At 42.8% G+C, this 13,242-nt stretch carries 12 protein-coding genes; all 12 read left to right on the forward strand.

Going from position 1 to position 13,242, the window contains the following annotated elements; genetic code table 11:
• Position 1 precedes the first annotated feature (1 nt).
• Genes DWU89_RS07590 through DWU89_RS07645 form a run of 12 tightly spaced genes read left to right on the forward strand, consistent with a single transcriptional unit; the run spans position 2 to position 13,023 of the window.
• A complete protein-coding gene (locus DWU89_RS07590) occupies positions 2-829 on the forward strand; it encodes a glycosyltransferase family 2 protein (RefSeq protein WP_115499044.1) in 828 nt (275 codons plus the stop codon).
• Complete coding sequence (locus tag DWU89_RS07595) at positions 813-1,802, forward strand: glycosyltransferase family 2 protein (RefSeq protein WP_115499045.1); 990 nt, start codon at positions 813-815, stop codon at positions 1,800-1,802. Before DWU89_RS07590 ends, DWU89_RS07595 begins: the two co-directional genes overlap by 17 nt.
• Before the next feature lies 1 nt (position 1,803).
• Entirely contained in the window at positions 1,804-2,946 is a 1,143-nt protein-coding gene (locus tag DWU89_RS07600; protein WP_115499046.1) for an EpsG family protein, read from the forward strand.
• A 6-nt stretch (positions 2,947-2,952) separates the two neighbouring features.
• Entirely contained in the window at positions 2,953-3,852 is a 900-nt protein-coding gene (locus DWU89_RS07605; protein WP_115499047.1) for a glucosamine inositolphosphorylceramide transferase family protein, read from the forward strand.
• Positions 3,849-4,469 carry a hypothetical protein gene (locus tag DWU89_RS07610; protein ID WP_115499048.1) on the forward strand — a complete coding sequence of 207 codons (621 nt, stop codon included), beginning with the start codon at positions 3,849-3,851 and terminating at the stop codon, positions 4,467-4,469. Before DWU89_RS07605 ends, DWU89_RS07610 begins: the two co-directional genes overlap by 4 nt.
• A complete protein-coding gene (locus DWU89_RS07615; protein ID WP_115499049.1) occupies positions 4,460-5,425 on the forward strand; it encodes a GNAT family N-acetyltransferase in 966 nt (321 codons plus the stop codon). The genes DWU89_RS07610 and DWU89_RS07615 overlap by 10 nt, the downstream gene beginning before the upstream one ends.
• Positions 5,426-5,440: 15 nt before the next feature.
• Positions 5,441-6,496, forward strand: a complete 1,056-nt coding sequence (locus tag DWU89_RS07620; protein ID WP_158543347.1) for a glycosyltransferase family 4 protein — start codon at positions 5,441-5,443, stop codon at positions 6,494-6,496.
• 5 nt (positions 6,497-6,501) lie between these two features.
• A complete protein-coding gene (locus DWU89_RS07625) occupies positions 6,502-7,710 on the forward strand; it encodes a glycoside hydrolase family 88 protein (RefSeq protein ID WP_115499051.1) in 1,209 nt (402 codons plus the stop codon).
• On the forward strand, positions 7,700-8,407 hold the full coding sequence (locus DWU89_RS07630; RefSeq protein ID WP_115499052.1) for a WecB/TagA/CpsF family glycosyltransferase: 708 nt from the start codon (positions 7,700-7,702) through the stop codon (positions 8,405-8,407). Before DWU89_RS07625 ends, DWU89_RS07630 begins: the two co-directional genes overlap by 11 nt.
• Positions 8,408-8,418: 11 nt before the next feature.
• Entirely contained in the window at positions 8,419-9,579 is a 1,161-nt protein-coding gene (gene wecB, locus DWU89_RS07635; protein ID WP_115499053.1) for a non-hydrolyzing UDP-N-acetylglucosamine 2-epimerase, read from the forward strand.
• A 20-nt stretch (positions 9,580-9,599) separates the two neighbouring features.
• Positions 9,600-11,951, forward strand: a complete 2,352-nt coding sequence (locus DWU89_RS07640) for an SLBB domain-containing protein (RefSeq protein WP_392391924.1) — start codon at positions 9,600-9,602, stop codon at positions 11,949-11,951.
• Between the two features lie 4 nt (positions 11,952-11,955).
• Positions 11,956-13,023 (forward strand): Wzz/FepE/Etk N-terminal domain-containing protein, encoded by a 1,068-nt coding sequence (locus DWU89_RS07645; RefSeq protein WP_115499055.1) that lies wholly within the window; start codon positions 11,956-11,958, stop codon positions 13,021-13,023.
• Positions 13,024-13,242 lie beyond the last annotated feature (219 nt).

Raw genomic sequence — 13,242 nt, forward strand, 5'->3', positions numbered from 1 at the left:
TATGAAAGAAAGTAACTCAAAAATCACAATTATCACAGTCTCATACAATGCTGCTACTTCCATTGAACCAACAATACTTTCGGTTATCAACCAGACTTATCCCAATATCGAATATATTGTCATAGATGGTGGAAGCAACGATGGAACTGTCGATATCATTAAAAAGTATCAAAACAAAATATCTTATTGGGTAAGTGAACCGGATAAAGGTATTTATGATGCAATGAATAAAGGTATTCGTATGGCTACTGGAGACTGGATTAATTTCATGAACGCCGGAGACACATTTTTCTGTGATACATCTCTAAACTTATTATTCATACCCGAACCCGAATCTGATATCGATATCATATACGGTGACACCGAATTTATTTACGCATTCGGAAAATATGTCAGACAACCGGCAGAACTTGAAAAGTTAAAATATGGAATGATCTTTTGCCACCAATCGTCATTTGTCAAAGCCGACCTATTAAAAAAACGGAACTATAATACAAAATATAAAATATGTGCTGATTATGATTTCTTCTACTCTTGCTTGAAAGAAAGAAAAACATTCCAATATATTCCACATACAATCTCTGTTTTCGATGCTCGAAACGGTTTGTCATCTGTAAACAGAATTGCACGTGAACGGGAATTCGGTATTATATCCGGACGTTCGCATACCCCCCAATGGAAGCTGGAATATTATAAATTCATAATCAGCCACCAAATAAAAGGGATAATCAAGCAATCATTGCCTGAGAATTTATTATCCAAAATAAGGAAATGGAACTTTAAACGTATTACTAAAGCTGTAAATCAAGCACATGAGTATCATTATTAGACCAGATATCAGTATCATCATTCCTGTATATAATGCGGCGAAATGGCTCCCTCGCTGTTTAGACTCTATCAGACAACAGACATTTGACAACTTTGAGGTAATGATAGTCAACGATGCCAGTTCGGATAATTCTCTGAAAATAGCGATGGCATATGCACGGAGAGACAACCGTATTGTCATCATCAATAAAGAAAAAAATGGGGGGACAATGTCCGCCCGAGAAAGCGGTTATCAAAAAGCACAAGGTAAATACATCACTTTTAGCGATGCTGACGATTATTTTCCTAAAAACGCCTTTCAAATCCTTTATGATAAAATAACTGCAGATCATTCCGATATTGTATTCGGAGGATATACGATTATCAATAACGGTCAATCTGAAAGGATAAGAACCCGTCAAATACAAATCAACAGTTCATCTGAAGAAATACAAACGTTATTTCTGAAGCGAAAACTACCCTATACTTTATGGGGGAATATTTATTCGGTAAATTTGTTTAGAGACTATTCGCCTGCAGCCTATCCAGGTATGACAAATGCTGAAGACAGAATGTTGCTGGTTCAATTGGTGTCTCAAGCGAAAAGATTCAGCTCAGTTTCTTCTTCCTGTTACAATTACTGCCTGAATAATGAATCCAATTCACACCCCAGAATATCCGAACATCTTTTGAAAAATATTATGTTCTCTAACGATTGGTGCTATCAATACCTTATAAAAATTGGTGTTTATTCAGGGTATGTACTATCCTACCATCTTTATAGAATCCGTTATTTGCTGGAAATAGGATATAAATTCAACGATATCCAGCAATTTACATTGCTGGATAAAAAACTTTACACATTTACTTCTGCACGGAATCACGTAAATCTATACTTTGCAATACATTATTTACTATTGCAAAAAAGTAAATTGTATGCAAATTGCTATTCTGGTTTAAGAAGTATCTACCATACATTATCAGAACAAATATAATATGTTCCAAACGACATATGTATATTCATCATTAATGTTGATTATGATCCTTTCCGGCTATATTTACATGAAAAGGAGCTGTGGAGACAGAAATATCAGAACAGCTTGGTTTAATGTTGATTTTTTACTACCCATTATTTGCTTTGCTTTGCTTTTCGGAGTCAGATATGATGTGGGCAACGATTATGAGAGTTATTTAGAAATCTACGACGGATATTCACACCATTCTGTTGTCAGAGATGATCTGGAAGTCGGGTTCAAACTGATCACCCAACTCATGGCAGAATCCGGTATACACTATTCTTTTTATTTCAGCTTGATTGCTTTTCTTCAAATATTTCTAATCTATTATACCTTCCGAAAAGAAGGATATCTTTTTCCATTTCTGGCATTCATGATAATGTCAGGAGCTTTTTTAGGATGGATGAGCGTTATCAGGCAGTCATTAGTCTGGTGCCTGTTTGTATACGCAGTTCCATTTATCAAACAAAAAAAGTTCATCCCTTATATGTTATGCATAGCAGCAGGATATACCCTTCATAGAACAGCGCTCCTGCTGTTACCTTTATATTTTATCTTCAAATCGGAAAAGGATCTTTTTAGAAATATACCTTTGCAACTCTCATTGCTGTTTATGTCTTTACTGTTAAGTGGGGTCTCAATATGGAGCCAATACTTAAAGAACATCGATGTTATTTTAAATTTAATCGGATTAGGGGACAGATACAATAACGTAGAGAGTGTTTTGACTCTTGACGAAGATTATGTATACGGACCACGGACATGGCTTATTTTCCTACTAAATATCATACTTATATTATACAGCAATAAAGTTAAAGACACATTTTCTTCTTCAAATATAAAGATATATTATAACTTGTATTTTATAGGTAGCTGCATAAATTTGTTGCTTGTAGGTAACCATGCTTTACAAAGACCATTCTTGTTTTTTGTCAATATGAATATTATTGTGTTTTCCTATCTACTGGTATATCTGTGTAAATACGGAGGTAAGAGCATTTTACATACAGCGGCTTTCCTCCTAATTATAGCCATTCAACTTATTAATTTCGGAACTACAATCTATTTGGGAGATCAGGAAAGAATGAAAGCAACTTACCATTTCTGGTGGGAACAAACTTAAATAAACATGAATATATTTTCAATCAAAACATTAGAACAAAAACTTGGGATATTCCATTGGAATATTGGTTTTATAGAATCTTCATTAAATATGATCTTAAAACCCAACTCTTATCGTTTACCCATTCAATGGCTTCAGCACCCATATCGGGATCGCTTCTTTGCTGATCCTTTTATATTGAAAGCAACAGATGACATAATAGAAGTTCTGGTTGAAGAGTTTTTTTATGATAAATGGAAAGGAAACATTTCATTATTAACCGTTTCGCGTAAGAACTACAAACTAATCAATCGAAAGACCGTATTGGAACAAGAGACTCATCTATCCTTTCCTTATATTTACAAAGAGGGTAATCAAACATATGTCATTCCGGAGAACAGTCAAAGCGGCTCGCTCTCTATTTATGAATATAACTATAACAGTCAAATATTGGAAAATCCTCAAATAATGATACAAGCGCCGATCGTAGATCCGGTTATCATCAAAGTCTGTGATCTCTATTATCTACTATGTACTTCTCTGGATTTTGATAAAGATAAAGACTTACTCCTTTATTATTCCGAGAAGCTAACCGGTCCTTATAAACCCTTTTTGGGAAATCCAATGAAGCAAGATATCACATCAGCTCGCCCTGGAGGCGGTTTTTATAACTTGGACAGCAACTTCTACAGATGTACTCAAAACTCTAAAACCGGTTATGGTGCTTCTCTTAACATCTGCAAAGTAGAATCTATTGAAAAAAACAGATTTGAAGAAGAAAAAACGAGTTGTATCATGCCCGATTCCAAATATAAATATGGCTTACATACATTAGATTATAAAGACGGTATATGTGTTGTCGACGGACTAAAATACATTTATTGTCCAATGCTTAAAATAAAAAGAAAATTATCTTTCTTCAAATGAAATCACTTCACAAAATACAATCAAATAGAATGCAGTACGGATATATAGGATGTATCATACGCATGTTTCATTTCATATTCCGCCAAGTCGGTGTCGTTTGGGAAAAGTTTTATTATTTGGAGAAAGAGCTAACACTCAATGATGCAGAAGCGGCATGTAATACAAATTATACGATACAAGTACTTACATTCGATGATTTTCAGAAAGGTGACATATCCTACTTTACTAAGGCAAAACTCATCAACATAAAAAAACAACTGCTCGACAAGACATATATACCTTACGGAATCATTAAAAACAAGAAACTGGCTTATTCTGCATGGATAAGTTTGAAGACACTCCCACTTCCTTATGGCTTCGAATTAAATTTAAAAGAAAACGAAGGTGCTCTGTTTGATGACTATTGCGCACCTGAGTTTAGAAATCAAGGGATGCATAGCGCCGTATTACGACACAGATTAGGTCAACTTTACAGATATGGCAAAAATAAGGGAGTTGTAGTCATACTGACCGGCAATCGCCCTGCGCTAAAAGCCGAAACAAAGGCCGGCTTTAAAACGACAAAGAAACTCACCATTCTTAAAATATTCGATAATAAAACAATGATATGGAAATAATCGATAGAAAGTCATTCTTCGAAATAGAGAAACAAATGGAAATAACCCCTTTCACCCAAGGAAAAGGTTGGGACAATTATATTGGTAATAAAAGCGATAGTCTTTACTTTGTCGACAATTATTCTAATCCCAGTATCTGTTGCCGAGGAGAACTCTACAATAAACCATTTATTGGTTCCGTCCTTCGCATACAGGGAGAAGCGGTAAAGCAGCCAAAGCAAGAGACGATTCAAAACTTCTATAAAGGAATAGCTCAAATCGGTTATTCTTTAGTCCTTATATCCAGTCTTTCCCCTTATGATATTGAATATGAAATAGGAATAAGAGAAGCAGGTTTTATCCGTCCACTTCATCAGACTACATGTCCATTGACTATCTTGATTAATACGCTTGACAGACCAGCCGGACACAGAAGCTGGAAAAGAAACATAAAAAAAGCAATAGCTGCCAAATGTTCCTTCCAAAAAATATCGCAACCCACACTAAAAGATTGTGAAACTTTTGTGAGAATTTTTGAAGAAATGGCTACCAAAAAACAGTTATCATATATCCTTAACAAACAAAATATATACAATTTGCTTCAAGACCCGGATTACAAACTATTTTTCGTTTATAGCGCCACTGGCTCTATCATTGCCGGTAGGATTATTTATATCAACGGCAAGCATGCATGGGATGTATTTGCTGCTAATAGTAATGAGTCCAGGGAAAACGGAGCCAGCTATTTTATTATAGAAAACATATTGGACTATCTTTATAATGAAAACATCAATTTTTTCGATTTTGGAAGAATTGGTCCAGGGCTTACTAATAGTAACCAAGTTTATTTATTCAAACAATCATCAGGTGGCTATCCTATTCCATATAACGGAGAATGGATATTTGCAAAAAACAAAATCAATGAGTTACTAATGTTGACCTATCGTTATATACTAAAAAAAGGTATCAGATATTAACAGTCGATGATTAACATGACAAAGAATATTTTACTCATTAACAACGCATATCCGTCTCCACAAAGACCAAATAGCGGGACATATGTACAATCAATCAAAGGGAGATTGGAAGAAGCAGGATTTCAAGTAGATATGCTGGTGTTATACTCTTCCGGAACTAAATTGAAGGAAAAAATCAAAGATTACGCATCTTTCTACCTTAAACTGTTGTCTGCTCCTTTAAGACAGTATGATATGCTGTATATCAACCATTATACGCTCATGCTTCCTTTGTTCATCCGTATCCCGTTTCAGAAAAACAAAATCATCTTTCACTGGCATGGAGAAGAATTAGTACATAACACCCTTTTCTTCAAAGCCATACGCTCTTTAATGAAAAAAACGTTGAAGAAAAACGACATCCATATATCACCCTCTTTTTATTACCGTTCTGTTATCACGAAGCAATTAGATATCAATCCGGAAAGAATACAGATTTCACCAAGTGGCGGTATTGATACAAGTTTATTTTGCCCGGGAGAATCGAAATGGGAAAAGTATTCTCTGCATCTCGGTTTTCCATCTGCCCTAACCAAAAACAAAGGAGTTGAATACCTTTATCAACTAATACAGAAGGTACCAGAGCTACAAAAAAAACTAAAAAAAGATATTTATATCCATTATATTGATTATGGAGATGAAGATAACCATTGGAAAAAAGCATTCTATGAATATCCGATACAACTAATCAGGCATGTGCCCTATCCCCAATATCTAATGTACAAATTTTACCAGGAACTCGATATTTGCCTGATGTTCTCTAAAAGAGAATCTTTAGGACTCGTTGTACTCGAAGCAATGGCATGTAATATTCCGGTCATCGCCAGAAATACAACTTCCATGCCGGAATTGGTTCGACCAGGTATAAGTGGTGAATTAATATCTTTCTCTCCTGATATTGATGAGATATTGAATAAAATAGAAATAATATCCAAGAATAAAGACATATACACTCCGGCAGAATTTGTTCGTGAGAATTATAGTAAAAGTTCTGTTGTCTACTTCTACAAACAGTTGCTAACTAATACATAAACAGTATGGATATAGAACAACTAAAGGCATTCAATAAGCTCCGTCTTTACTGTGAAGCCGAACAATTCAAAGGCTGGGACCCATACGACGGGTTAAACTCCAAGGTTTTCCAAAGCATACCTTTTCTGAATAGGTCAGCCATATGCCGATTGATTATGATACAAGGATTCAAACGCATGCCTTTTAACATGCGCAGCTTGTTTCTCGTCCCGAAAGAATATAATTCAAAAGGAATCGGACTTTTCCTACAAGGATATTGTAACCTATATTCTATGATAGAAAAGACTGGTAAGGAAGATTTATTCGGGAAAAAAGAGGTTGTCCTATCCTATATTGACCAACTGGCAGAACTCCTAATAACACTCCGTACTGAAGGATATAGTGGTTCATGCTGGGGATATAATTTTGATTGGCAGGCACGTCGTTTGTTTCTTTTTCCAAAGAATACTCCGACAGTTGTGGCAACAAGCTTTTGCACAACTGCACTTATAAGTGCTTACAGAATCACACAAAAAGAGCGCTATCTTACAACAGCATTATCGGCTGCCGACTTTGTTATACAGGATTTACACAGAACCCCTCAGAAAAGAGGATTTCTTTTTTCATACAGCCCGATACCCGGTAACGACACAGTGTATAACGCCTCACTTTTAGGAAGTAAAATCCTTAGTTACTGCTATCAATATACTGGCAAGGATTTATACAAAGAATTAGCAGGAGAATCTGTTCAGGCTTGCTGCGATGCACAAAATAGAGATGGTTCATGGTCATATGGAATACTGCCTGTACAAGCTTGGAAAGACAGTTTCCATACCGGCTATAATCTTGATTGCATACAGGAATACCAGACTTTAACGGGAGATATGACTTTTTCTACCCATATAGAAACCGGCTTTAAATATTACATGCATAATTTTTTTAAAAGAGACGGGACTCCCAAGTATTATAATGATAAAACATACCCCATTGACATCCACTGTCCAGGGCAATTGCTCGTCACTTTATTCAAACTGAGGAAGTATCCGGAATACAAAGAATTAGCCAACAGAGTTGTAAACTGGACTATTACGAATATGCAAGACTCCAAAGGATATTTTTACTATCAGCTTAAACAGACCTTCAGCTCCTACATTTCTTATATGCGTTGGAGCAATGCATTCATGTTTAATGCTCTATCTTATTATTTATTAGCACAATTACGAGATGAGAAATAAAACGATCTTGATAAACGGAATAAAAGTCCACCCCTTCCCCTCTGAAGCCAACCTTCTGGAATATGTGGGGGAACATAAGGGGATATTGGTGGCGATCAATGCAGAGAAGATACTGCATGCGACTCAGCAAGTACGGGATATTATTAACAGGAATATCGGGTATTGCGACGGTATAGGTGCGGTTATGGCAATGCGCCGGCATGGCGTACGGAACGCAATAAAAATTCCGGGATGCGAATTATGGCTAAAACTCACAGCCGCTTTATATAAACAAGACAAAACGTTCTATCTTGTCGGGAGCAAACAAGAGGTTATTGAAAAGACTGTTTCCCGGTTGCAACAGGATTTTCCCGGTATCCGGATTGCGAACTACCGGAATGGATATATACGAACGGAGGAAGAGAAGGCGGCACTCATCGCTGACATCAAAGCGAAAAAACCAGATGTAGTCTTCATTGCAATGGGATCGCCCAAACAGGAGTTGCTAATGGATGAGATGTTCAAAGCATATCCCGCCATTTATCAAGGGTTAGGGGGAAGTTTCGATGTCTATACCGGGAACGTGAAACGGGCTCCCGATTGGTGGGTGAAACATAACCTTGAATTTGCATACCGTCTGTTGAAACAACCATCCCGTATTAAACGGCAAATTCATTTAATCAAATTCCTGATCCTTGTTAAAGCAGGAAAGATATAATCTATAACAATATGCACAAAATAATGCTCGTCTTCGGAACACGCCCCGAAGCAATCAAAATGGCTCCGTTAGTGAAGGAGTTCCGGAAATATCCGGAAAAGTTCGAGACTATCGTATGTGTGACCGGGCAACACAGGGAGATGTTGGACCAGGTATTGAGGCTTTTCAATATCGAGCCGGACTATGACCTGAACATCATGAAGCAAGGGCAGGACCTCTACGATGTGACCGCCCGTATCCTGACAGGTATGCGCAATGTATTGCAGGAGGTACAGCCCGACCTCGTCCTGGTACATGGCGATACGACAACCTCCACAGCATCAGCGCTTGCCGCCTTCTACCGGCAAATACCGGTAGGACATGTGGAGGCCGGGCTGCGCACGCATAACATCTACAGCCCCTGGCCGGAAGAAATAAACAGACAGATCACGGGAAGGATCGCCACCTGGCACTTCTCTCCTACTGCGTTGAGCCGAAACAATTTACTGCTGGAAGGGGTTGATGAAAAGCAGATTCGGATTACCGGCAACACCGTGATCGACGCCCTCTATCACGTCGTTGCAACTATCCGGGAAGACCCGTCATTGCAAAAACGGCTGATAAACGAACTGAAAGAGGCTGGCTATAAAACAATCGGAACAATCAAACAAAGCCGGCGTAAATCGGTTTTAATAACAGGCCATCGCCGGGAGAACTTCGGCAAAGGATTCATCCGGATATGCCGGGCGATCAAGACACTGTCGGAACGATATCCGGATGTGGACTTTGTTTACCCCATGCATCTGAATCCCAATGTGCGCGAACCGATTCACGAAGTCTTCGGGAAGGTTCACCAGCCGAACCTGTTCTTTATCGAGCCTTTGGAATATCTGCCCTTCGTCTATCTGATGGAACGGTCGACACTTGTCCTGACCGACAGCGGAGGCATACAGGAAGAAGCTCCGGGCCTGGGGAAACCGGTGCTCGTCATGCGCGACACGACGGAGCGCCCGGAAGCACTGGAGGCGGGAACGGTCCGCCTGGTGGGAACAGACTGCGACCGGATCGTGGACGAAGTATCCCGTTTGTTGGATGACAACGCCTACTATAACCGTATGAGCCAGGCAATCAATCCCTATGGTGACGGGACAGCAAGCCAACGAATCGTTCAAACAATAGAAAAAGTAATATGAGAAAAAACGCCAAATATGTTATGGGTATCCTGCTTCTGCTGGTATCGGTCACGATAAGTGCGCAAATTCCGCAGGAACTGCTCGAAAAAGCCCGCGCCGCCGGCATGACCGAGGAGCAGATACAGAAAGAAGTTGCCAAACATGGAAAAGAACAGTCCGGCATCAACCAAATGATAAAGCCGGCAACGGAAAACACGATGAGCGACCGGGCGGCCTTGTCGCACCAGGTACTTCCTCCACTGGAAGACCAGCGCGACGACAACCAACCGAAGCAACCGCTCGAGGAGATCGTTTTCGGACGGGAGATATTCTCCGACAAAAACCTGACCTTCGAGCCGGAACTCAACATTCCGACACCCAAGAACTATGTCCTTTCGGCTGGCGATGAAGTGCTGATCAATGTTTGGGGAGATTCGGAACTAAACCTGAAACTCACCCTTTCGCCCGACGGAACGATCCTCATCCCCAACGTCGGTCCCGTACCTTTGAGCGGGCTGACCATCGAAGCGGCGGAGCAACGCATCCGGCAGGAACTAAGGAAGATCATGGCGACACTCGACGGCAGCGAACCTAACACGTTCGTTTCCGTCGGATTAGGACAGATACGCAGCATAAAGGTCAACATTGTGGGCGAGGCCGTCGCACCGGGCACATACACCCTATCGTCACTCGCCACCCTCTTCAACGCCCTCTATGCGGCAGGCGGAGTGAACGATATCGGCTCGCTGCGCAATATAAAGGTGTACAGGAACAGCAAGGAGATCGCCAATCTCGACGTGTACGACTACCTGCTTAACGGCAAGTACGACACCAACATCCGCCTCGAAGACAATGACATGATTATCATCGGTCCTTACGAGCAACTTGTCAACGCAGGCGGCAAGGTGAAACGTGAACGGACGTACGAACTTCGCGGGGGCGAGACGCTGGCCGATTTGCTCGACATGGCAGGCGGTTTCACAGGAGACGCCTACACGCAGAACATCCGGGTAAAACGGAAGGCCGGCGACCGTTACAAGATCGCAACCGTCAACGAAGAACAGTTCCCGACGTTTGTCCTGCAGGACGGCGACTCGCTGATGGTCGACTCCGTCATCCCCTACTACGACAACCGGATTATCATATCGGGAGCCGTCTGGCGACCCGGCGAGTATGAGCTGAGTCCGGATGTCCACACCGTCAAACAGCTGATTCGGCAGGCTTCGGGGCTTAAGGGGGATGAGTTTGCCGGACGGGCCCAGATCACGCGTCTGAACCCGGATTTCACTAATTCGGTTATCGCCATCAACATCGTGGACATACTGAACGGCCAGGCTCCCGATGTCGAACTGCAAAAGGAAGACCAACTGTACATTCCCTCCCTGTTCGACCTCCGCGAGCCCTACACCATCAAAGTGAGCGGGGCCGTCAACCAGCCCGACACCGTATTGCCTTACCGCAAGAACCTGACCGTAGAGGATGCCATCATCCTGGCTGGCGGATTACGTGAAGCAGCCGCGACCGTCAACGTGGAAGTCGCCCGCCGGATCAAAAATCCGTCGGCCACACAGAGCAGCAACCGGATGGCCGAAACGTACAGCTTCACCCTCGGCGACGGGTTAGCCGTCATCGCCGGCGACACGCTTTTCACGCTCGAACCGTTCGATGAAGTATTCGTCCGCTTCTCTCCCGGATACCAGGAACAACAAGTGGTAAAAGTCGGGGGCGAGATCACCTTTGCCGGCAACTACGCCCTGAAGAAAAAGAACACCCGCCTCAGCGAACTGATCGCACAATCCGGCGGTGTCACCCCCGACGCTTACATACGGGGAGCCAGCTTGAAGCGCAAGCTCACCACCGACGAACTGCGCCAGATAGAAACCCTCCTGCAGCTAAGCAACAACAACCAGCAGGGACGCGACTCGATCTCTGTCTCGCTCGCCAACCTGAAGGAATACCCTGTGGGCATCGACCTGCAAAAAGCGCTGGCGCATCCGGGCAGTGCCGATGACCTCGTCCTGCGCGACGGTGACGAGCTATACATCCCGCAGCAGCAGAGTACGGTGAAGGTCAGAGGCGCCGTCACCTACCCCAACAGCGTGACCTACACGAAGGGAATGGACGTGCGCGACTGTCTTTCCCAAGCGGGAGGTTACAACGACATCGCCCGCAAGTATCCAATCGTCATTTACATGAACGGGAAGGTAGCGACGACACAACGCAAGATGATCTTTTTCAAACGTTACCCGAAAGTGGAACCGGGCTGCGAGATCGTTGTACCCGCCAAGACACAACGCGACCGCCGGACAAGCCTGGCGGAGATTATGAGTGTCGGCAGCTCCGTCACCTCGATGGCAGCCATGATTACGTCAATGATCAACCTTTTAAAGTAAACAGATGGACAACAACAATCATATCCTGTCGTCTCCCCAGCAAGAGATCGACCTTATCGCCCTTGCCGCTTACCTGTGGAAGAGGAAACGCTTGCTCCTGAAATGTTGCGGAATCGCGGTGATTACGGGGCTGGTCGTCGCCTTCAGCCTGCCCAAAGAATACACCACGACAGTGAAATTAGCCCCCGAAACGACCGACGCGACAAGCAAGATGGGCAATCTCGGCGGACTGGCAGCGATGGCGGGGATAGACCTTGGATCGGCTGCGGGGCAGGATGCTTTGTCGCCAAACCTCTATCCCGACATCGTACACAGCACCCCTTTCCTGTTGGAACTTTTCCCCGAAAAGGTAACGGACAAGGAAAAGAAGCAAACGATGTCTTTGTACGATTACATGGCTGACCATCAGCGTGCCGCATGGTGGTCAGCCGTCGTGAAAGCACCTTTAAAGGGACTGGCGGCCCTCCGCGCACTCTTCTCCCACACGGAGGAAAGCGACAGTGTCCTCAACCCTTTCCTCCTCACCCGAAAGCAGGAAGCTGTACTCCGTGACCTGCGCCAACGCACCACTGTTTTCGTCGATAAGAAAACGATGGTCGTCACCCTCGCAGTCGAGATGCAGGACCCGCTTATCTCTGCCGAAGTGGCACGCAGCATCGCGGGCAAACTACAGACCTACATCACGCGCTACCGGACACAGAAAGCAAAAAAAGACCTGGAATTCACAGAAAAGGTGCTGAAAGAATCCCGTGCCGCCTACTACAAGGCGCAACAGGCCTACGCCGCTTTCGAGGACGGCAACAAAAACATCATCTCCGCCAGCTACCGCACCGAACAGGAGCGGCTGCGCAACGAAATGACTCTCACCTTCAACGTCTACAACACGCTGGCACAAAAGCTGGAGCAAGACAAGCTGCGGGTACAGGAACAAACACCCGTCTACACCATCATCGAACCAGCCTCCGTCCCCCTCAAAGCATCATCCCCGAAGAAACTGCTGATCCTGGTCGCCTTCACCTTCCTAACTTTCCTTGGCGGAAGCGGATATCTGGTGATAAAGAAGATTCACTGATCCGGCGAACAGGCATGAAATTTCAGGGACTTATTGTATAAAACTCATTTTTTCAGGCCCAAAAGGCATCCGAAACAAAACAAATGTTAATCCACTTTTTTGACCTCAAAAAGGGACTTTTTCCTCTTTTTTGAGCGTTTCTAACAATTACGACCGTCCTCTTTGCCATTACGACCGTGCTAATGTGTAGTGCACTCGGCACCTCGCGAAGATTAGCAC

Source organism: Parabacteroides acidifaciens, from assembly GCF_003363715.1.
Classification (GTDB): Bacteria; Bacteroidota; Bacteroidia; order Bacteroidales; family Tannerellaceae; genus Parabacteroides; species Parabacteroides acidifaciens.